Source organism: Cellulophaga geojensis KL-A, assembly GCF_000568425.1.
Classification (GTDB): Bacteria; Bacteroidota; Bacteroidia; order Flavobacteriales; family Flavobacteriaceae; genus Cellulophaga; species Cellulophaga lytica.
This window is the reverse complement of sequence record NZ_ARZX01000006.1, coordinates 112,450-134,129: the sequence shown is the minus strand read 5'-3', so window position 1 is coordinate 134,129 and position 21,680 is coordinate 112,450. Positions and strand designations below refer to the sequence as shown.

Below are 21,680 nucleotides of genomic sequence, written 5' to 3'. Positions count from 1 at the left end.
TGTTTATTAATTAAATATAATAAGATTTATACAAAGCACTATTTATTGTACCTATATAACGGAAAAAAAGAAGTTTTAGCTAAAGGAGTTAAATTCTTATTTTTACCAGATAAGTTGTTATACTCCTTGTTATTTAATACGTATTTCCAAACCTTAAATTTTTTATAATCATTAGAAAACGAAGCTTTAAAGTCGAATAAAGAATCGTGATTTCCGCCAAAACCACCACCTAGGTTAAAATAAGAATAGCCTTCTAGTGTACCTTGTACACGTACTTCATTTAAAATATATCTTATAGGCGATAAGTGTTTGTATTCTTCTAGAGTGCCAGATAAATGGTATTGTATAATGGTATTATTTGTTTTTATAATTAGAGCAGCAGAAGCATTAATGTTTGTGTCTTTAGTAACCGCAAAAATAATCTCTGCATTATATTGCTTACTTTTTAAAATATTATAGAAGTATTCTTCTTTAAAAAAATAGTTTTTGCTAGCGTTTAATCTAGACATCGTTTTATAGTACAAATCAATAAAAATGGCTACATCTTCTTTTGTTTTACCAATCCTGGAATAGAATAATTTTTTATTTCTTTTAATATATCGTTTTGTTGTTTTAGAAAAATTAGACTCTTGCTCTTCTAAAGTTTGCTTAAGATTAATATTTACAACTTTGCTTACATTTTCAATTTTTCCAAGACCAGACAAAATTCTTTTTTGATTGTCTATATACGGATTTAAACTACTGTAGGCGCAAATGATATTCTTTTGCTGAAAATAAATACGTAGCTTGTTGTAAAACGGAGTAAGATTGGTGTTGGCTGTAATGTTTTTACTTAAGGGGCCTCCATACCCATACACAGAAGTAACATCAAAAAAAGAACTGTTTTTAATTGGTCTTATGAGTATAGGAAATGCAATAATAATGTCTTTTGTTGTATAGGAAATAAGTGCTATATCTTCATTATCATTAGCACAATTAATGTGATAGTCATGGGTATGGTAAAAATCATACCCTGCTACAGTCTCTAATAATGTATCCCACTCTTTTTTGTTTCCTATAATTTTTAGCATAATTGTTATGGTCTTCTATATGCTGGAAAATAATTACATTCTTCATTACAGTCCTTAGAAGAACTATAGGTTTTATTAGATAATAAATTATATACTTCTTTATTTATAATTTTTCTACCTGTGTAAAATACAGCATCTTCATCTTTAGGGAAAAATACTTTTTTACTTTTATAGAGCCCATCACCATTGGTAAGTCCGCCACCTAAAACATAATATTTTTTACTATTTTTTGTGGCCCATTTTAAAATTTCTACTCTTAAATAGTCATTAGGCCTGCACTCAAAATATTTAGCTCTAGTACCACCTAAAAATGCGTATAATGTAGCTTTATTTATAATAATAAGTTCTACAGATGCAACTACATTGTCTTTATATGATTTGGCTATGGCAAAACTATTTGGATTTGCGTGTATTAAATTTTCAAAATATTGCTTTGGAAAATAGTAGATTTCTTTAGCATTATTACGATCCATAGTTTCAATATATACTTTATGAAAATTTTCTATTACACTATCTGTAATTTCATTTCCTTCGTATAATTTAAACGTTAAGTTATGTTGTTTTGCTTTTCTGTAATTATTTCTAACTTTTGTAGAGAAGGCAGTCCATTGGTCGTCTTCAGTTTCTTTTATTTCACCTTTAACATTCAATAGTGTTTCGGTTAATTCACCACTATAATTATTGTGATTTCCATTTAGGTTAAAGCGTACAAACTCTGATACTATATTGTTTTTACAATACCATTTATCTACTAATTCCCAAAATTTAGTTAGTACTTTAGTGTCATCACAGTTTTTGCATAATGGTCCTCCATAACCGTAAGGAGTAATTACATCTTTATAGGTTTTATCTTTTATATCTCTTAAATAAAATGGCATAATAGTATTAGGAATACCGTCTATATTTAATAAAAAATAACGCAATTGGTCATGTTCATTTTCGTAATATTTTAAATATTCATAGGTGTAATAAACATTATTGTCCCAGTAATTGTTTAGTAGTTCTTTGTATGTTTCAATTTCTTCTAACGTGTTTATTTTTTTTACATATAAATCGTACTTTTTACCATTTTTTTTCCTCTTAATAATTTTACCAGGGTTACCAACAACAGTAGCATAGTCTGGTACATTTTCTAATACCACAGATCCAGCACCAACAGTTGCCCATTTACCAATAGTTATTTTAGGTATAATAACAGAGTTGGCTCCAATAAAAGCTCCTTCTTTTATGTATACATCACCACATAAAGTTACTTGCGGTGCTATATGTACATAGTCTTCAATTTTTGCATCATGATCTACGCTAGCGCCACTATTAATAATAACATGTTCACCAATAGCGCTATTTGCTTGTACTATAGCTCCTGCAAATATTACCGTACCTTTACCAATTTTAGCACTAGTAGATACTATAGCCGAGTTGTGTTTTATTGAAATATAATCTACATCTAATAACGCAGCAATTTTTTTTCGTATTTTATTATTTCCTATTGCAATAATTAATGGATTACCAGTATTTGGAAAATTTTTAAAGTTAGAATCAATTTTTTCTACTTTTAAAGAAGCAAATAGGCTATTTTTTGGTGCATTGTCAAAAACATCTGTAATTTCATAACCATTAGATTTTAAGGTGTCAATAATTACGTGTGCATGACCACCAGCACCGTATAAACGAACTTTTATTTTGTTAGATTCATCCATTTTGCAAAAAATAAGATTAAGTATGCTATTTAGTTACTAATAACTTTTATACAGCTAATTATAAAAATTATTAAAATTTAAACGGGGGAAGCTTTTAATTAAGTATTAATTAGTAGTTGGTGTACCAGTAAATGTAGACATATTTAAGTTGTCACTACTATTTACACCCTCTTTTACAAATACTTTTTTTACTGTTAGTAGTAAAATTTTAACATCTGTTTTAAAAGATCTGTTTTTTACATACCATACATCTAGTTCAAATTTTTGTTCCCATGAAATGGCATTTCTACCGTTAACTTGAGCCCATCCTGTAATTCCTGGCTTTGCTAAATGTCTTTGTTTTTGAAAATCGTTATAGAGAGGTAAGTACTCTACAAGTAATGGTCTAGGACCAACAAGGCTCATATCGTTTTTTAAAACATTAAGCAGTTGTGGTATTTCATCTAAAGAATATTTGCGAATAAAATTACCAAATTTGGTTACGCGTAAATGAAAAGGTAGCAGTTCTCCGTTTTCATCTTTTTTATCATTCATAGATTTAAACTTTATCACTTTAAAAATTTTCTCATTTTTACCAGGTCTAGGCTGAAAAAAGAAAATTTTACCATTGTTAGAGAAAAATAAAACAATAGCAACAGTAAAGAAAAAAGGGGATAAAAATACAAAGCCTATAAATGCTAGTATAAAATCTAGAATTCTTTTAAAAAAATTAATGTACATACTTTTGGTTGTTTTTGGTTCTTGTGTTTAGCTTGTGTATTAATAGTTTCCCCATTGGTTAAGTGAGGCGGCTATATAAGCCATATCTTTAATTGTATATCTAAAATCTATATGTATATTTAATAAAAAAGACCAACTATTGGTTTGTTCATTACCGGGCCACAATTCAGACGGATAAATCCCTTTTTGTATTAAATGCTTTTTTACACTTTGTAATGTATCTAAATCTTTAAAAACTAAATGCAATCCAAACGTTGTGTTTTTATTATTTTTTAAGATAAGATAATTATCATTTTTATTAAGGTTTTGTATTAAATATTCTAAATTATGTTTTTTATAATACGTATAATTCTTATTTAAATATAAACCAATTAATTTACGGTGTTCTTCCTTAACAGAAATTACCTGGTATTGGTGTTGTAAATAATTTTCAGAATCAGAAATTAGATTTAAATATTTTTGTTTTAAAGTGTCATCATTAACGCTATTGTTGTAAATATAATTTTGCTTTAGTTGCATGGCTTTATTTACCAAATCCCAATTATCATAAAATACAGGATCTACATTACCAATACTTGTGTTATTATTTTGTGTTTTTCCGTTTGGTTGCCATAAAATTCCTCCTAATGGTATAGGCAATGTTTTACGCAATGATGCTACACAGTAATCTGCTTTACTTGTTAAACATCCAGAACTAAGCCAGCCATGAGAATGATCTTCTATGCAAAATGGTTTGTTGGCCGTTGTAGGAATGTTATAATGGAACAATCCCCAAAAATTATTTAGTAATACTATATCTTTATCCGTTGCAAAATCTAACACATTTAATTGGTGTTCAGGATTAAAAGGATCTAATGTATAAAAATGAATAGTAGAATAACATTTTTGTAACCAACTTGTTACGTGCTGGCAGTAATACTTTGGAAGCCAAATTTTTGCTATATTTTCTTCTGCAATAAGTTTGTCAAAAATATATTTTATTGCGTGTCTTCCTGTATAAAATAAGCTGTAATTAGTAATATAGTCTTGCGTATTAAAATTAGTTATAGCATCAGCATCTGTACTGTGAAAAAAAGAACCTATACCTGCTTTGTTTTCCATTAATTTTCCTACTTAATAATTACAGTTCAAAAATAATTAAAAAAGTGCGCTTAAATTAATATATGCAGATATATGGATGTAGTGTAGTAAATACTAGACAAACGTAACTTTTACGTCCTATTCTTATTTATTTAAAGAGAACAATTTGTTGTTAACGTTAATAAAAACAGGAACTTTTGTGTAGTTAACTATTACTGTTTATTTTTAATAATCTATCGCATTTAGCAAAGGTGATGTTGCTTTTGTAATTATTAAACGACGCTTTAATTTTTTCATTTTTAAGCCATGCTATATAAATTGCAGCAGTATTAATACCTGCTTCGTGTGAGAACGGATATCCACCACCAAATCTGGGGTTAAATTCTAAAATGTATATTTTATTTTCAGCAATAAAAATGTCACAATCTAAATTTCCAGAATGTCTTAATAACAAGGATATTTTTTCTCCAATAGCTAATATTTCAGGGGTAATTACAGAAATAGCTTTGTCTGTCTCTCCAGACCTCATAGCAAGTTTTTCTCGGGCAAATGTTCCGTAATAATTACCATTAAAATCATTTAATATGTCTAACCCGTACTCAGAACCTTTAATTTTTTCTTGAATTAAAATAGCAGTGTTAATTTCTTTTTCACTGGCCTTGTATAATATTGTTTTTTTTAATTTAATCAATAACAATTTATGAACAAGTATTAATTCTTCTTTAGTATCTACTGTCTCTATACCAATAGAAGAACTTCCCCATCTTGGTTTAAGTATTAAAGGGTAACTCAGGGTATTATTTTCTGTTTCAGCTATAGCTTCATTTATATGTATAAAAGTCTTTGGAGTAGTTAATTTTTCTTTCATTAAAAACTGATAAAACTTCCATTTATCAAAAGCAATATCAATAACATCTTCATTAGAAATTAAAACTTTTACACCAATGTTATTAAAATTACTTTTGTGTTTGGCTAGCAAAGGCAACTCTAAATCGTTTAATGAAATTACAGCTGTTACTTTATGTTGTAGGCATATGTCTTTTATGGTACTAATGTAGTTTTCATCATAAATACTAGGTACAGTAATAGCAATATCAGCATCCGCTAAGGCAGGAGCATTAGCGCTCATATCTGTTGCAATTATTAGACCTTCATTATTTAAAGCTTCTTTAAAGTAGTTAATTAGGTAGTTTCTTCTGCCTGAGCAAGTAAAAAGAATATTGGTTGGTTTCATGTTTTAATGTTTTGAGCAGATTACTGCAAGGTTTTTTTGTAAAGATTTACAGATATTTTTCTTTTACCAGATTTTAGGGCTCTAATTTCATTTACATATTCCACAACTACTTCTGCATCTTCACCAATATCACTTTTAAATAATGAAACAAGTTCTTGTTCTCTTATAAATGTAGACTTGCAATTTATTTTTATTATATATTTTTTTTCATCAGTTTGTATAAACTGCAGTTGCTCTAGTTCATGAAAATCATAAACATAAGCGTGCATTGTAAAAGAGTTTAGTGTGTCTCCATTGGTTTTATACAAAACATCCATTTTTCTGCCTTCTATGTTTTTTAATTTTGGCAAAGTATTTTCATTGTCTGTTTGTAAGCAGCCAACATCACCAGTGTCGTAACGTATCATTGGTGTAGCAGTATTGTACAAGTCTGTAATAACTATACGGCCTATTTCTCCATCTTTAGCAGGCACATCCCTTTCTAAATCTAAAATTTCTACAATATAACTGGCCCAGTTAATAGTAAAACTAGTCTCATTAGGTAATTGTTGTGCTATAATACCATTTTCTACATTAGAGTATCTAGAGACTGTAGGGTTTTTAAAATAATACTCCATTTTTGATTTAACCTTTGGGCTCAAACCTTCTGCAATACCAATTATAGATTTCATATTACAGTCTAACGGTGCTGCTTTTACTTTATCTAAATATTTACATATGGTTTCAAAACCAGAAGGATAACCTATTAACCCTTTTTCAGAGGAATCATTTTGTAGTCTACTCAGTAGATCTTTAATATACTTGTCAGTTAGTTGGGTAACATCTAACTGTTCTGTATTTTGTAAAAAGGCAATTAGCTTGGGTTTTTTAAAATAGGCAGCCCAAAACCTAAGATATAATAGTTTTTGGCCAATAGTATAACCGGCAAGTTTTGCAAAATAAATAGTGTCTGCAGTATTTCTGGTTTTTTTTCTGCTAGATTGGTATATTTTAAAAGGAGTACCCGTAGATCCGCTAGTACTAACTAAAGTAAATTTATCTTTGTTTTGATTAGCGCTTGTAATAGCATCAAAATTAGTTTTAATACTATTTTTATCTATTACCGGAAAATCTTGAAGCGTACTAAAATTAGCATACCGTTGGTAATATTTAGTATTATTAACTGCAAAGTTTAGTAAAAAATCTAATGCCTGTGTTTGCTGTTGTAGTTGTATTTCTTTGGTGGCTTTATTAAAGTTCCTAATAGCATTTACATCTTTTTTTATTTTGCCTCCCTTTAACATATCTAAAGTCCAGAAAGCAAAATTTCTACAGTCAGAAGCTAATCCCATACGTTATTAATGTATTAATTTTTAATAGGTTATAAATGTAGGGGAACATTTTTTCTTATAAAAGTCGCTGTTTAGTTAAAAAACTTTCGTTAATATTTATAAAAATTATTTTTCTTTTTCTAAAGACTCATACTCTTTACGTAATTGTTCCCAAATATAAGATCGTTCGTAATTATTAATCATAACTTCTCTACAGGTATTTGGGTTATAAAGTTTGTCTTTGTGGTTGTAAAATTCAAGCATTTTTGTAAACAATGCATCTGCATCTTTTACAGGTATAATTGTGCCATTAACACCTTCTTTTATAATTTCATTACACCCGTTAATATCTGTAACAATACTATATAGTTTCATAGCGCCAGCTTGCATCACTACGTTAGGGAAGCCTTCTCTGTAACTAGGAAATGTTAATGCATCAGATATTGCAAAATAAGGGCGTACATCTTCTTTCCAACCAATGCCCATAACCGTTTTATTATTGTAAATGTAGTCTAAAGACGCTTTGTTAAGTGGGTCTAACTCTGTTTCAAAAGTACCAACTAGTAGTAATTTTACATTCTTTTTTATAGCTGCTAATTTTTTAAAAGCACCTATTAACTCATTAATACCTTTGTCTGCCACCAATCTGCCAACAAACGTAAACACAATATCTTCTGGCGCAAAACCTAATTCTGTTCTTAATTTTAAATTGTCTGCTGCAGTATACAAGTCAGGATTAAAATGGTTGGTGTCTATACCGTTAGAACTACCCTTACCAATTACTTTTAGCTTGTTTTTACGTGTAAACTTTTCTTTTATAATAATGTCTTGTAACCCAAAAGAGTTAGGATAAATTTTAGTAGCACAAGCATAAGTTATTTTTTCTACAAGATTTAAAATGGTTCTTTTTGTACCAGTAGCTTCTAATAATGGCAAACCAGCAATAGTATGTAACCTGTGTGGTACACCAGCTAATTTAGCAGCTAACATAGCAGCAGTACCAGCTTTTGGCGTGTGACTATGTACTATAAAAGGTTTTTCTTTTTTAAATATTTTGTACAGCCCGTATACAGATTTTAAATCTTTAATAGGTGTTATTTTACGGGTTAGTTCTACCGCAATAACAGGCACACCTTCTTGTATGTGCACATTTGTAAGAGCATCTCCTCCGCTAGACACACCAATTACGTCATAATACTTACTCATATAACGTAGTTGCCCAGTAAGTAGTTTACCTAGTGAATTGGGAATTGTTGTAACACGTATTATTTTCTTTTTCATAATAATGGAAATCTCCTGTAGAATACTTTATAGGTATTATTCTTATTTTTTATAAGACACTTATCTGTGCCTATTTTAAGTTAAAAACCTAGCAAATCTACTTATAAAAGCACTTTGTTCTTGCAATTAATCTATTAAAAGGTAAATTTTAACGGTAACGGTTATACTAAAAAGGGCATAAAATGAGTTTAATTTAAAGTATATGCTTTGTTAATGTAAAGTAGAATACTACAAAAATAATATTTTATACGTTTTTTTGTTAAAAATGAGCGTGTTAACGTCCAAAACTGAATTTGTTTCGTATTTGAATAAGTTAGTTGTCGATTTTTATTAACATTTAATCGATTATTACATTAAAATAGTATCTTTAAACCCCATTAAAAAAGTAATATGCACAAGCAACCATTAACCCTAGTTAAAGTTCTAGTTTTTAGCTTATTTATAGCTACAACACTAGTCTCATGTTCTCAAGAAGATTTGTTAGCAAATGTAATAGCAGAAAACGCAGCTGAAGAAGAGCCAGATACAGAACCAGATGTACAACCTATAGGTGATTTAGATATTAATACTACACCTTGTGACTATACTTTAGACGGTATTGCAGCAGGTACTACTTTGGCTATAGAATGCCAATTAGACTTAGATGGTAAAACAGTAAGTTTACCAACAGGTGTAACTTTAGAATATAAAGGAGGAGAAATTATTAATGGTACTTTAAACTTTACCGCAGGTGGTAAAATAGATGGCAATTTATTAAACCAAAATTTAACTGTAGAAGGTAATGTTAGCCTTATAAGCGAAACCTTTGAATTTCACCCAAGCCGTTGGGATATAGTACAAGGAGATATAGTACAAAGTGTAGCATATAGCAATCATGTTAATATGCAAAATGCTATAACTAGTTCTAAAAACTTAGGAGCTATTGTTTTTAGTATTGGTAAATTTGATGCTTATTTTGATTCAGAGAAAAAAAATACACCAGTAATAGAGTTACCATCTGATTTTCACTTTGCTATGTCAGCAGACACCCATTTAAGAATTTTTCCTGTGAATAGAGAATTTTCTTCATGGATGATACGGATTAGAAACCAGAATAATATAAAAATAACAGGTGGTTCTATTCATGGAGATAGAAAGGAACATGGGTCAACCCCTGTATATTCAGGTGTACTTGTTTGGATAATGAGTGGAATAGATATTCTTGTTGAGAATGTAAATATTATTAATAGCGCACATACAGGATTAACTATTAACAGTTATAGATTTCATGATCATGCAGAATACAATCCTAGTAGAAATGTAAAAGTTACAAATTGTTATTTTGATGCAAATGCAGCAAACAATGTTTCAATAACAGATGGTAAAGATATTATAATAGAAAATTGTGAATTGTATAGGGCGGGTATAAATTTACCAAACTCCTTAGGAATTGCACCACGAATTGGAATAGTTATAGAACCAGTTACCGGTCAAAAGGTGGATGGTGTTATAATTAGAAACAATATTATTAAGGAAACGGGAGGGAAAAGCTCAATATTAGCGGCTTTAGGAAATAATATAATTATTGAAGGCAATGATGCAGAAAAACAAGTAGGTTGGACATCAGCTTCTAATGTAAAAGTGATAAATAACCCGGCCTTAAGAGGAGGTGTTATCGCTGGTTTCACAAGTAATTATGCTTTAAGTAAAAGTATAAATAATGTAATATCAGGAAATACAATGATAAATTGTAAAACCGGCATTTATGCAACAAATGATGATATAAAAATATTCAATAACAAATTTATCAATTGTACAGTTGCAATGTTATTGCGTGAGTTACAAGACACAGAAATATATGATAATGAAATTGAAAGCAATGTTATTGGTAGTTTTGGTATTAATGCACAAATATCATTGAACAATGTAACTATCCGAAATAACAATATTAACCTAACAAATGGACGGGCATTTTCAATGAGTAGTATAAATTCAGATTCGAATGAAATAGATAATAAATTTATAATTAAAGATAATACTATCGACAGTGGTAAAGAGGCTACATTTACGAACTCAAATGGTATTGATATTTTAAATAATATTTTTAAAACAACAGGAGTTACGTTAACAAATTCCAAAAATATTTTGTTTCAAAATAATAATATTGTTAGTAATTCAGGTTCTTCATTATATATTGGTAAAACAACATCTACAAGTTCTATTCAGATACTAGATAACTTTTTAGAAAACACTAATTCAGATAAATTTGGAGGGTATGGGTTAAGAATAGCATCATCTGGTAGTGCAACTATAACTGAGAATGTAGGTATCAATGTGGAACAAAATACTATTAAGGTGAAATCTTCTAATTATGGAATCTATGTTAAAGACGTTGATGGCTTAACTATTAATAGTAACAAAGGTACGACAGGTAATTATGGGTTTATTTATTTTAGAGGAGATAATTCCGAAATCATAAATAATGAAATTAGTTCAGGAACAAAAGGCTATGATATTGTTGGAGTAAATAATGTAATTTATGGAAATAATTAAAGATTTACCAATAACATCAACTGCAGGTAAATACATTGAATAATTGAACAAGTATCATAAATATTTCTAATTTATTATTGGAAGCATCTTTTATCAGTGTTTTTTTAAGAAAGGAGGATTAAACGAATTATTTTTTAATATTATTTTTAACCAAACGAAATTTTCCACTTTTTTCTACGGGAATTTCGCTAACATAATTTAGCTTTATTTCCATAGTATCGCCAACTCTATCTTTAAGATTTGTAATAAATATTACTTCATCTTTTTTGGTGTATATTTCAGTGTCTTTTACAACAAATACTTGTATTTTTTCTGGAGTATGTTGCTGAATTTGAAACTGAACAATACCTTTTACTCCTTTTAAACAATTAGAAATGTTTCCTAAATTTATTTTTCCTGTTTCAGAGGAGTAAATGTAATCTGTTGAACGGCCAAGTATTTGTTTAACTGTTGGGTTGTTGTTGCCGCAAGTACAACTGTTGTTACTTAATTCTATTTCGTCCCCAATATCATAACGTATTAATGGTGTACCGTGTGTATGAAATGCAGTTACTATTAGTCTTCCTTTTTGTGTTGGTTGGTCATTAGCATCCAAAACTTCAAAAACACCACTTTGCAATTCTAAGTGCAATTTTTTATTCTTACATTCTATAATAAAGGGAGCCCCTTCTGAGGAGGCATACTGGTTGTATACATTAGTTTTAAAAAAGGATTCTAAAACAGTACGTATTTCAGTTGTAATTGTTTCTGCTGTGGGGAAAATAGCTTTAATGGTATTGCTCGGGAAATCAATTTTTTGAGCTAAACCGTACTTCGCTAATTCATACATAGTTGAAGGAAAACCAACTAAGTATTCTGGGCTATATGTGATTAAGTTATCTAAATAATAAGATAAATATTTTTGATGTATATGAAACGTAGAGTAATAACGTACATTGTAATAATAATCTGTTTTCCAAAACCTATTTCTTTTTACGTCAGAAGTACTTAATAAACTTTTTCCGCTAAACCAAGCTGTCTTTTTTCCTAGTTTATAACCAAATTGGTTTCTGAAATTATCTAGTATTGCAAAGCGTTCTTCTATATCTTCCTTTAAAAATAGTACTTCTAAAGATTTCCCTGTTGTACCACCCGTTTTAGAGATAGAACCTTCGTTTTTAGGTATTGTGTATATGTCATTAGTATTGTTACGCAACACTTCTTTATTTACGATAGGTAATTTGCGTATGTTTTCTAATAATGTAGGGTCTTCTATATTTTTATATAGGTTTTTGTAAAAAGGAGATTTAGATATAGTATATTCTAAAAATTTCTGGTATTTTTCTTTTTGTAAGTGCTGTAACTCTACTGAAGACAACGTATTATTATCCTTATAAATTTTTAAATATTCTTTGTAATTACTGTTATATCTTTTTTTATATGATTTAATGTTAAAAACAGAAATAATACAGTTTTGTATAAAATGAGGTGATTTACTATATATTTTTTCCTTTAATCCAGACATTTTTACAGCTTGTTTTGAGTTAAATAAAAATCTTGAATCTCATTAGAGTTATTTATAATGTCGTAATTACCAGCTACAATTTTATCAAAATTCTTGTTTTTTGTAATCTTGCCTAATTTTAATAATGCATTTACCCATGGGGTTGTGCCTTCTGTAATAGGTAAAAATTGAATATCCTTAGTTAGTTTTACTTCTTCTGTGATATTGTTTGATGCTAATATTTTTAAACCAGCAGCCTGTGCTTCTACTAGAGTAACAGGGAGGCCTTCGTATAACGAAGGAAAAACAAAAACATCTATCATTTGTATTAATTCAGATATATTAGTTTTTAGACCTAAAAATAATATTTGGTCAAAAATATGTAGTTTTTTAGCTTTTTCTATGATGTTTTGCATCAATGGTCCATCACCAATTAATACCAAGACATAATTTTTATTACTTACTAATACATCTGCTAATATATCTATTAAAAATGTATGATTTTTTTGATGAGTAAACCTACCAATATGGCCTAAAACAATTTTATCTTGAATATTAAAATTTTTCTTGAACTCTGATTCTTTATCAATATCATAAGCGAAATTACCGGCACTTATGGCATTGTTCATAATATGAAATTGAGCATTTTTTCCATATAACCAAGTACCAGCTTTTTTGCCACAGGCAAAAGAGTGGGTTGTATGTTTATGTATTGTTCTTTTTACATATAGTTTTACCACTTTTTTTAAAGCCTCTATAGTGTTAGGAATACTTTTTAATGTATGCTTTAAAGTAATAGGATCCATTGCTATATGTGCATGCGCAATTCTAGTAGGAATTTTATACTCTTCTGCTATTTTTAAAGGAAAAGTGCTAAACGTATTTAAATGTGAGTGTACAATTTTATAAGTATTATGAGTGTTAAAAAAAGCTCTTAACGCCTTGTAATACTTTTTTGGATTTATGGGGTTAATGGCAGGCATACGATAAATTACACCTCCCATCTGCTCTATTTCATCATCAAAAGCAGCACGTTCTTGTCTATGCACCAAAAAATCGAACTGTACTTTAGTCCTGTCGATGTTTCTATAATAGTTCATGATCATAGATTCTGCACCACCGCGACCCATTGTAGTAAATACTTGTAAAACTCTAATTGGAGTCATATTAAAAATCGTTTTTAGTTTTGTATTTAATATAGTAGTGCAATACAATACCCAAAGGTATTGCTAATATAGTAGCTGTTTTTTTTGGAGATTCTTTTATAAAATTCCAATTTTTAATAAATAGAGAACTAGACACATAATGTATTGCGTTTTTAAATGTGTCTTTTAAATTTCCTGATAATTTCATTCTGCTTTTTCTAGAAAAAGCAAAACCTTGTGGATGTCTTCTGTATTGCTTTAGCATATTCATACTAGAGCCATCTTCCATATATTCTACAGTACAAAATACCTCATTTACAGGTAGTAATAGATAATCTTGGTCTATTAGTTGGTATAAATACCCTAAAGGAACAAAACGTTCTCCTTTAAATATAGGATAAGGAGGGTATTTTTTAACTACTTTTGTTTTATAGACTAATTTTTTGTCTCCTGTAACTTTATGTACATTATAAATATCATATAGTGTGGTTTCTTTTACTGTTTCTGGTATTTTAGACCCTATAATGTCTCCTTTTTTATCTGCATCTAAACCAACCAAACCTGCAAATTTAGGATTGTCTTTAATACTAGGGTAGTGGTATAGTATTTTTTCTATGGCATCTACTGGCATAAAATCATCACTATCTATACAAACGTTTAATTCTGTAGTAATTAATTTATAGGCAGCATTGTGCCCACCGTGCATCCCTAAATTTTCTTGGTAGTGGTATTGTATGGCAATTTTATCTTCAGCAATCCAACTTGCTGCTACTTCTTTTGTGTTGTCGGTAGAGCCATCGTCTATTATCAACCATAAAAAATCTTTATTGGTTTGTTTCAGTAAACTTTGGTACACCTGGTCTAAACAATACGCACGGTTGTAGGTAGGGGTAAAAACGGTTATGGTTTTAGTGTTTGTCATAATAAGTTTATTAGGCGTAATATATTTTATACATTAAATAAGTAAAGGCAAAATAAGCAAGTACTATTCTACCAATCATAAAATGTTGGTTCTTAAAAAACTGTTGTTTTAGCATAGGATATATAATAACAATAGCCATCATAAACCATGATAAATAGGCAAAACGGTTGGAGTAATTGGCACGTATGACCAAGATCCAAAATGCATTGCATATTAAATAGGTGTTAACTAATTGAAAGTAGAGTTGGTCTTTAAATTTTCGTTTTATAATAAAAAACCAACCTGCAAAAACAGCAAAACCACTGTAAAAAATAAAATCCCATCGGAAGCCACTATTGGCTTCTGCTTCACCTGATAAATAGCCTGCCAAACGGTCGTCTCCAAAACCAAGGCTTGTAAACAATGTAATAAAAACACTGCCTAATACAAAAGACAGTGGTATTGCTGCTACCCAAGCTTTTAAATAGGTTTTTGGGTTGTTGTAAATGTATGTTATGGCATAAGCAGCAATAGGTAATAGTAATGTTTTATGAAATTGTATGGCTAGTAAAAACAGTACTATCATTAGCGCTCTTTTACGATGGTAACTTATCCCCCATAAAAATAATGATGCAGCTGCGCCGTTTCTGATGCCATTTACACCGTAAGTCCAAAACGAAAAAGAAACCACAAATAGTAAAAAAGCATAGTACCAATAATTTTTAAAAAATTCTTTAGAAATACGGTACATAGGATATATGTATATAAATGTAATTATGGTAAAAAAAGAATGAACAGACATTAATTGTGCTGATCCTTTCATAAATAAATGCCAGCCATAATCATTAACATTTTCACTAATATTAGCGCCATATTGGTAGGCTATGTACGATCTGTAATAGTTAATGGTATCCCCAAAATAAACACCACTTATAGGGCGTTGTCCTATAAATAAAATTAGTAAAACCAACAGTGTAATACCTGCAAACTGAATGAAAATTAAGTTTTTTGGAGCATCTAACTTTAAAGCTACTGTATGTAAAAGCGTAAACAGTACTAAAAATAGGCATGTATTCATAAATACATCATAGTAGCTTTCCATTGGAATTAATGATCCCATAACTAGTCTTTTTTAGCGTTAGGAGTTAGTATTCTTCCAGGGTTGCCTACGACCACGCAATTATCGGGTACACTTTTTACCACTACTGTACCAGCGCCAATTTGTACGTTATTGCCAATTGTAATATCGCCTATGACTATAGCACCTGTATAAATTGAGACATTATTACCTATGGTAGGTCTTTTGCCATTCACCTCGCCTACGGTAACCAAGTGGTTCACATAAAAGTTTTCTCCAATACTATTAGCATTTAATATCGTACAGTAAGGATGCCCCGTTAAGGTTCCGCCAGCTAATTTAGTAGTAACGTCAATAGTAAAGTTGTTCTGTTTTCTACAATATAAATTTAAAATATGTGAAGTAAAACTTCTTGTTCTATAATAGAACAGAGTTCTAAAATCAGGTGAAACTGCTAAAAAATGCAATAAGAGTCCTGTATTACTTTTTTGTATATTTTTAGCTGTTGCCCAACGTGTTATATCTTTGTCTATGTCTGTTTTGTTGGCACTTTTTAGGTAGAGTAAAACGTGTGGCCATAGCAACAATTTATATAACGTATTTAGTAAGCTCCTCATAATACTTTATTTTTTTAATGTAGTAAATAAATTAATCCATTTACTCATTACTTTTTCTATAGTGTACTTTTTTGCGTTTTCTACTGCTTCTGTACTCATAGATTGTAGCAAATCCTTATTTCTGCTTAGCTGTAAAAGTGCTTCAGCAAATTGTTCTTTATTGTAATGCTCTACCAATATACCATTTTCTTTAGATACAATATTGCTAGGTCCATGCGGACAGTTGTACGCTACAATAGGCAAACCACAAGCTTGTGCTTCTAACAATACCAGAGGAAAACACTCATTATGCGATGTCATGGCATAAATAGAAGCGTCTAACATTTTTTCCTTTACCTGTGTTGTGCTGCCTTTTAAAAGAACTACTTCACTTAAATTATTAGCATCTATTTGTTTCTGTAGACTAGCTACGTACTCTTTTGGTCCGTCCCCATAAATATGCAATTGCCATTGGGGATCTTGTTGCGCAAACAGAGTCCAAATATCAATGAGTAAATCAAAACCTTTAACTTGAGCTATTCTACCAGCTGCTATTACTATTTTTTTTTCTAATGTAGTTTTGGTCTCTGGAAAAAAAGTTAGAGGGTTTGGTATTACAGTTGTATTGCTAGAAGCGTAATATGCCTGTTCATCTTTGTTTAAAACAACCAGAGAATCATATTTTGTTTCTACGTAATCTGCAAATTTTAAAAACTGTTTTTTAAACGTACTTTTAGGATTTTTTCGTTTTTTGACCTCTATAGATTTAGAATAATGAAATTCTTTCACTTTAGGAATATGCTTGGCTATAAAGGGCATAAAATACGTGTCTGTACTGTGGCTACATACAACAACTACGTCTGGTTGAATTTGTTTTAAAACGTGCTTTATTTTAGAAATGTGCTTGGGTAATTTTAGTAAGTTTTTAGGGTGAAAATAAGATTTGTTTCTTGTGTAGTTAATACCCAAATCTAAAAAATGAATAGCGCTATTAAAGTCATAACAAGGGGAGTTTTGTTGTTGTTCTGTTGTTATAATATGTATATCATTGGCAGCGTTTTTAGCTAAATAGTTAGCCTTTATAGACAATACGCGCTCTATACCACCGTGTAGGTAGACCTGATCTATTAAAAAAACAATTTTCATATAGTACGTATTATTTTTTTAAATAGCGTATCCCATTTTATCGCTATTTTTTCTATAGCATAGCGTTCTACATCTCTTCTTGCAGCAGTGCCCATTTTTTGCCTACTGCCATCATCTTCTATAAGCTGTAAAAGTCCGTTAGCAAGTTTATCACAATCGTCGTTAGGTACTAAAACACCGTTTTTATTGTGAGTAATAATATCTGCCGGTCCATGTGGGCAATCAAACGAAACACAAGGTACACCATACGCCATAGCCTCTGTTAATACCATACCAAAACCCTCGTATCTAGAAGACATGACATAAATAGAAGCCTCTTGGTATTTATCAGCAATGTTTTTTACGGGTTCATAAAAGTGTACACTCTTTGTAATTCCTAATTCTTCAGCTAGTTTTGGCAGTTGCTCTTTTTCGCTTATGGTACCATAAATGTCTAATTCCCAATCAGGATGTTTTGCCGTTACTATTTTCCAACTTTGCAATAAACGATCATACCCTTTTTGGTAACTTTGTTTGCCAACGGCCAATACTTTTTTACTGTTTAGTGCACTAATACTCTCTTTTTTAGGAAAAAAAGACAATGGATTAGCAATTACAGACATATTTTTTAGTTGCCACTCCTTAGTATTTCCGTTGGTTAAAACTACAAAACTATTATATTTTGCAGCACCAATATCCATTAACTTAAACGTAATTTTATTTTTAAGTTGAGCTAAAAAAGAGGAAGCCCCCTTTTTTATTTGTATATTTTTAGATACGTGTCTCTCGTATACCATAGGGCAAGGTTTGCCAATAATGTAGGGTAGTAGTAGGCCTTTTAAGCCATCATCACAAACAGATACAATATCAGGATTAATTTTATTTAAGCAATTTTTTAATCCATTTTTGTACTGCTTTAGGTATGAAAACGGATTGCCCGTTGCTTTTACGTTATGAAAAGTTATGGCTTTACTAAAGTTATAAAACAAATCGGAACTGTCATTATTCAATGCTATTATATGCACATTGTACTGCATAGCATCTGCAAAATAACTCGCCTTAATAGAAAGTACTCGTTCTAAACCGCCAGGTCCAGATACTCCGTTTGTGATATAGACTAATTTAGGCATTACTTATTGTTTTAAAGCGTTGTTTAAGTATGTTTTAGATGAATTTATCAAAACATCTAGTTTTTCTTGCGCTTCCGAAAAATTGATAGCATTAGTTTTATGATTTTGAACCATTTTTTTATCTAAAATTAATAGCTGTTCTAAACCAATAGACCCTAACATATCTCGCATACGTGTATTAATTTTGTAAGATCTATTAAAAACGACAAAGTCTTTTTGAAAAATTATAGAAAATGCTACTGCATGAAAGCTATTAGAAATTACAAAACTTGCATTTTTTATAAGACTTAAAAACTTATCAGGCCCTTTTAAAAAGTAATTTTTATCAGCGTAATTAATCAATTCATTAACCGTAATAATATCCCAACCATTTTCTTTTTTTAGCTTTAAAGCCATTTGTTTAATTAAGGGGTTAGAATCAAAATCGTAGATAAAAATATACTTATTATCTTCTTTACTACCGTCTTCTAATTTAGACCAACTGTTAGGGTCTAATAAAAACACAGGGTCTAGTACTTGGTGGGCATTAGTAAACCCTAGTTCCTCTAAAATTAATTTACCAGAAGACTCACGTACAGCTACGTGGTCTAATCTGCTTATTTTTTCTTTTACAAATGGTTTTATATCTTCTTCTAATTTATCTATAGCAAAACTGGCTGCATACGATAATTTTAATTTAGTATCAGGAACAAAATCTAAGTAAAAAGCAGGATCTTTTCCATTTTCAAAAAATGAATTCCAAATTTGGTCACTACCACAAATATATGCATCAGCCTCAGGTAAATCCTTTTTTAAATCTTCATTGGTTTTATAAACCTTTGCGGTTGTTTTAATGTATTTATCAGAAAAAACATCAAAGGTCTTCTTGCGTTTACGTTTAATTAAACGTTTTGGAAGTTTTAAGGTATTGTAAATAAGTCGTAAAACTATATTTTTATCAAATGTAGGATTGTTAGTATACCACAATCTAAAATGATTGCTTAAGAAATGGGGTTTGTAATGTATGGTTTCTGCAGTATGCCCTTGTTGCTCTAAATAAGTTAGTAGTGCATATTCTTGAAGACTAGCTCCGTGATTATACACTTCATGGCAGGTAATCGTTTTTATTTTCATTTAGTATATTTTTTAGGATGATTTTAGATTGTCTACTTTTTTTATCACATTCTTTATCATCCATTCTTGCATTTTAATTTCCTTATTATGCCATACAAGGTTTTCATCCCAATAGCCTTTAGCGTTACTAACCTTAGACCCAAAAGCAAAAGTTATTTCAATTATAACAGGCTTTTCATTTGTATCAAACACAAAATCATAAGCAATACTATCCATCCTTAATTTTTTAGCTGTATTCAGTGCAATTTTTATACATTCAACAGGCATATTGTTTTCATCTAAATATTCTATAACCCCGCTCCCAGAGGCTCTAAAGTCATTTGCTCTATTATAACGTTTTATTCCAAATATTTTATTTTGATTAATGACTACAATTCTTAAATCACTATTGTTATTCGGAATAAATTCTTGAAAGTAAATGTATCCTTTTTCTTTATGGTTAATAAAATTTTTATTTATGGGTAGTATATAGCGGATATAGTTTTTTAATAAACTAATAACACTAATTTTTTTTGACTTATATTTTCTAATATTTTCATTTAAAAAATATTTTTTAGGAATTGAATTAAAACCAGAAGAAAAAGCTTTATTTATTTTTTTAATTGCATCCTTTTCAGAATTAACAAGGCAAACATTAGCAGAACCTGCTCCGCCTTTTAGCTTGAATACTTTTGGATATGTTGTTTGGTTAGCCCAATTTAAAGCTTCTGTTTTATCATAAAAAATAAATGTTGGTATAAAAGGAACTTTTAAAGCTTCTAATAGGTATTTTTGCCCAATTTTATCGTCGTAATGCCAACCTTCATTAAAGGTAGGAAAAACTATTTTATTGCTTTGTTCTAATGCAAATAATAGTCTTTTAGCAATGATGTTATCTTTTCTTAGTAGCAAATCATGATGCCACATAAACACATCACAATCATTTAGTTGTTTAATAATGTCGCTTTTATAGCAGTCTACTAATTTATAATCTATACTATGATTTTTACAATATTCAATCCAGTGTTTTGTAAACCCTATCGGTGTAGGTTGAATTCCTATTTTCATTTTACCTATTTAAGAATTAAGTAACTTATATATTGAATCAAGTGTTTTTTCTTTTTCCCAATCTTCTTTTTTCCTTAAATTTTCAATAAGGTTATTTTTTAATTTTTTATTTTCTATTAACCTCTCAATAGATTTTGAAATATCTTGGGAGTTCATTTCAGCAATTAAACCTGTTATATTGTCTTGTAAAATAGAAAAAGCAGTTGGGAAATTAGTTGTTACAATAGGTTTACACAGCAGTGCTGCTTCAATTATTGTTCTGCCCAATCCTTCTATTCGGGATGTTTGCAAATAAATATCACACTTTTTTATAAAGGGATATGGGTTATTTTGAAAACCTAACAGTGTACAATGATTGGTTAGTTTCAGTCTTTTAATTTCATTTTCAAGAAAATTTCGCTCTACACCTTCACCAACAATATATAAGTGAACATTATGCCCATTGCTAATTAAATTATTGATTGCTCCTATGGCAAGTTCAAAAGCCTTGTGGTTTACTAACCTACCTACAGATACAATATTAATTTTTGCTGAGTTAAAATTTATTAAACTTTGTTCTTTTGCTCTGCTCTTAATTTCTTTTGGATCAATAATATTTCTGATTTCAATTACTTTTTTGGAATCAATAAACTCTTGCATATTTTTCTTTACAAATTCTGATATACCAATAATGGTATCAATTTTTTTGTATTTATCAATATCTAATTTATAATTGTAACCTGCTTTTTTATAGTCTGTATTAACCCAAGCAAACTTTTTAGAAGCATTTATTTTATTAGAAACATAATAGGTGGCAAAACCTTGACCCCAAGCAATAGCTATGTCAAAATGTTCTAAGTTTTTTGGAATTTTTAAAGCTATACTTTTTCAAAACAACTGTGCATTATGATTCTTTTTGTTAAAATTTAATAATCTTAATATTTTGAATTTTATTCTGCTTAAATAATTTATTTTGTAAGATATTTCTTGTATTTCAATGTGATTAGGAATAAGTTTTTCAAACTCGCCACCTCTTTTATGAACCAATAGTTTTACATTAAAACCTTTATAATCCATATTATTTAAAAGACTTAATAGACTTTTTTCAGCACCTCCGCAGTGAAGAGATTCAACAAAAAATAAAATATTTTTCATC

General features: G+C 29.7%; 19 protein-coding genes. 1 reads left to right on the top strand and 18 read right to left on the bottom strand.

All coding sequences use genetic code 11. From position 1 onward, the window contains the following. Positions 1–38: 38 nt before the first annotated feature. The 7 genes from KLA_RS06895 to KLA_RS06860 form a co-directional block, all read right to left on the bottom strand. Positions 39–1,070 (bottom strand): GNAT family N-acetyltransferase, encoded by a 1,032-nt coding sequence (locus KLA_RS06895; RefSeq protein ID WP_051456055.1) that lies wholly within the window; start codon positions 1,068–1,070, stop codon positions 39–41. 5 nt (positions 1,071–1,075) lie between these two features. Continuing rightward, positions 1,076–2,770 (bottom strand): NeuD/PglB/VioB family sugar acetyltransferase, encoded by a 1,695-nt coding sequence (locus tag KLA_RS18325; RefSeq protein WP_084470693.1) that lies wholly within the window; start codon positions 2,768–2,770, stop codon positions 1,076–1,078. 105 nt (positions 2,771–2,875) lie between these two features. Beyond that, positions 2,876–3,490, bottom strand: a complete 615-nt coding sequence (locus KLA_RS06880) for a sugar transferase (protein ID WP_034644672.1) — start codon at positions 3,488–3,490, stop codon at positions 2,876–2,878. A 39-nt stretch (positions 3,491–3,529) separates the two neighbouring features. Further along, positions 3,530–4,591 carry a hypothetical protein gene (locus KLA_RS06875; protein WP_034644671.1) on the bottom strand — a complete coding sequence of 354 codons (1,062 nt, stop codon included), beginning with the start codon at positions 4,589–4,591 and terminating at the stop codon, positions 3,530–3,532. Between the two features lie 184 nt (positions 4,592–4,775). Then, on the bottom strand, positions 4,776–5,804 hold the full coding sequence (locus KLA_RS06870) for an ATP-grasp domain-containing protein (RefSeq protein WP_034644670.1): 1,029 nt from the start codon (positions 5,802–5,804) through the stop codon (positions 4,776–4,778). A gap of 20 nt (positions 5,805–5,824) precedes the next feature. Further along, positions 5,825–7,135: a phenylacetate--CoA ligase family protein gene (locus tag KLA_RS06865; protein ID WP_034644669.1), complete on the bottom strand. Its 1,311-nt coding sequence runs from the start codon at positions 7,133–7,135 to the stop codon at positions 5,825–5,827. 105 nt (positions 7,136–7,240) lie between these two features. Next, a complete protein-coding gene (locus tag KLA_RS06860) occupies positions 7,241–8,395 on the bottom strand; it encodes a glycosyltransferase family 4 protein (protein ID WP_200868407.1) in 1,155 nt (384 codons plus the stop codon). A gap of 390 nt (positions 8,396–8,785) precedes the next feature. Between KLA_RS06860 and KLA_RS06855 the strand changes: the two genes are divergently transcribed. Then, the gene (locus KLA_RS06855) at positions 8,786–10,927 is read left to right on the top strand and encodes a right-handed parallel beta-helix repeat-containing protein (protein ID WP_034644667.1); all 2,142 of its coding nucleotides are present in this window, start codon (positions 8,786–8,788) and stop codon (positions 10,925–10,927) included. Positions 10,928–11,054: 127 nt separating this feature from the next. Here KLA_RS06855 and KLA_RS06850 read toward each other — a convergent pair whose 3' ends face one another. The 11 genes from KLA_RS06850 to KLA_RS06800 all read right to left on the bottom strand — a co-directional run bounded on the left by KLA_RS06850 (position 11,055) and on the right by KLA_RS06800 (position 21,679). Next, positions 11,055–12,431, bottom strand: coding sequence for a phenylacetate--CoA ligase family protein (locus KLA_RS06850; protein ID WP_034644666.1), 1,377 nt, complete (start codon positions 12,429–12,431; stop codon positions 11,055–11,057). Positions 12,432–12,433: 2 nt separating this feature from the next. After that, positions 12,434–13,576 (bottom strand): glycosyltransferase family 1 protein, encoded by a 1,143-nt coding sequence (locus KLA_RS06845; protein ID WP_034644665.1) that lies wholly within the window; start codon positions 13,574–13,576, stop codon positions 12,434–12,436. Between the two features lies 1 nt (position 13,577). Continuing rightward, positions 13,578–14,477 carry a glycosyltransferase family 2 protein gene (locus KLA_RS06840; RefSeq protein ID WP_034644664.1) on the bottom strand — a complete coding sequence of 300 codons (900 nt, stop codon included), beginning with the start codon at positions 14,475–14,477 and terminating at the stop codon, positions 13,578–13,580. Between the two features lie 10 nt (positions 14,478–14,487). Next, positions 14,488–15,576, bottom strand: coding sequence for an EpsG family protein (locus KLA_RS06835; RefSeq protein WP_034644663.1), 1,089 nt, complete (start codon positions 15,574–15,576; stop codon positions 14,488–14,490). 2 nt (positions 15,577–15,578) lie between these two features. Continuing rightward, positions 15,579–16,151, bottom strand: a complete 573-nt coding sequence (locus KLA_RS06830; RefSeq protein ID WP_051456054.1) for a serine acetyltransferase — start codon at positions 16,149–16,151, stop codon at positions 15,579–15,581. Positions 16,152–16,157: 6 nt separating this feature from the next. After that, on the bottom strand, positions 16,158–17,276 hold the full coding sequence (locus KLA_RS06825) for a glycosyltransferase family 4 protein (RefSeq protein ID WP_034644662.1): 1,119 nt from the start codon (positions 17,274–17,276) through the stop codon (positions 16,158–16,160). Next, positions 17,273–18,385 carry a glycosyltransferase family 4 protein gene (locus KLA_RS06820; protein WP_034644661.1) on the bottom strand — a complete coding sequence of 371 codons (1,113 nt, stop codon included), beginning with the start codon at positions 18,383–18,385 and terminating at the stop codon, positions 17,273–17,275. The genes KLA_RS06825 and KLA_RS06820 overlap by 4 nt, the downstream gene beginning before the upstream one ends. Before the next feature lie 3 nt (positions 18,386–18,388). Next, positions 18,389–19,498 (bottom strand): polysaccharide pyruvyl transferase family protein, encoded by a 1,110-nt coding sequence (locus KLA_RS06815; protein ID WP_034644660.1) that lies wholly within the window; start codon positions 19,496–19,498, stop codon positions 18,389–18,391. 12 nt (positions 19,499–19,510) lie between these two features. Further along, entirely contained in the window at positions 19,511–20,545 is a 1,035-nt protein-coding gene (locus KLA_RS06810; protein WP_034644659.1) for a RimK family alpha-L-glutamate ligase, read from the bottom strand. 9 nt (positions 20,546–20,554) lie between these two features. Then, positions 20,555–21,184, bottom strand: coding sequence for a glycosyltransferase (locus KLA_RS06805; protein ID WP_034644658.1), 630 nt, complete (start codon positions 21,182–21,184; stop codon positions 20,555–20,557). Positions 21,185–21,412: 228 nt separating this feature from the next. Next, positions 21,413–21,679, bottom strand: a complete 267-nt coding sequence (locus KLA_RS06800; RefSeq protein WP_034644657.1) for a hypothetical protein — start codon at positions 21,677–21,679, stop codon at positions 21,413–21,415. Position 21,680: the final 1 nt, after the last annotated feature.

Coding starts and splice junctions, on each gene's coding strand:
- KLA_RS06895 (WP_051456055.1), bottom strand. CDS start 1,070: ATGCTAAAAATTATAGGAAACAAAAAAGAGTGGGATACATTATTAGAG.
- KLA_RS18325 (WP_084470693.1), bottom strand. CDS start 2,770: ATGGATGAATCTAACAAAATAAAAGTTCGTTTATACGGTGCTGGTGGT.
- KLA_RS06880 (WP_034644672.1), bottom strand. CDS start 3,490: ATGTACATTAATTTTTTTAAAAGAATTCTAGATTTTATACTAGCATTT.
- KLA_RS06875 (WP_034644671.1), bottom strand. CDS start 4,591: ATGGAAAACAAAGCAGGTATAGGTTCTTTTTTTCACAGTACAGATGCT.
- KLA_RS06870 (WP_034644670.1), bottom strand. CDS start 5,804: ATGAAACCAACCAATATTCTTTTTACTTGCTCAGGCAGAAGAAACTAC.
- KLA_RS06865 (WP_034644669.1), bottom strand. CDS start 7,135: ATGGGATTAGCTTCTGACTGTAGAAATTTTGCTTTCTGGACTTTAGAT.
- KLA_RS06860 (WP_200868407.1), bottom strand. CDS start 8,395: ATGAAAAAGAAAATAATACGTGTTACAACAATTCCCAATTCACTAGGT.
- KLA_RS06855 (WP_034644667.1), top strand. CDS start 8,786: ATGCACAAGCAACCATTAACCCTAGTTAAAGTTCTAGTTTTTAGCTTA.
- KLA_RS06850 (WP_034644666.1), bottom strand. CDS start 12,431: ATGTCTGGATTAAAGGAAAAAATATATAGTAAATCACCTCATTTTATA.
- KLA_RS06845 (WP_034644665.1), bottom strand. CDS start 13,576: ATGACTCCAATTAGAGTTTTACAAGTATTTACTACAATGGGTCGCGGT.
- KLA_RS06840 (WP_034644664.1), bottom strand. CDS start 14,477: ATGACAAACACTAAAACCATAACCGTTTTTACCCCTACCTACAACCGT.
- KLA_RS06835 (WP_034644663.1), bottom strand. CDS start 15,576: ATGGGATCATTAATTCCAATGGAAAGCTACTATGATGTATTTATGAAT.
- KLA_RS06830 (WP_051456054.1), bottom strand. CDS start 16,151: ATGAGGAGCTTACTAAATACGTTATATAAATTGTTGCTATGGCCACAC.
- KLA_RS06825 (WP_034644662.1), bottom strand. CDS start 17,276: ATGAAAATTGTTTTTTTAATAGATCAGGTCTACCTACACGGTGGTATA.
- KLA_RS06820 (WP_034644661.1), bottom strand. CDS start 18,385: ATGCCTAAATTAGTCTATATCACAAACGGAGTATCTGGACCTGGCGGT.
- KLA_RS06815 (WP_034644660.1), bottom strand. CDS start 19,498: ATGAAAATAAAAACGATTACCTGCCATGAAGTGTATAATCACGGAGCT.
- KLA_RS06810 (WP_034644659.1), bottom strand. CDS start 20,545: ATGAAAATAGGAATTCAACCTACACCGATAGGGTTTACAAAACACTGG.
- KLA_RS06805 (WP_034644658.1), bottom strand. CDS start 21,184: ATGCAAGAGTTTATTGATTCCAAAAAAGTAATTGAAATCAGAAATATT.
- KLA_RS06800 (WP_034644657.1), bottom strand. CDS start 21,679: ATGAAAAATATTTTATTTTTTGTTGAATCTCTTCACTGCGGAGGTGCT.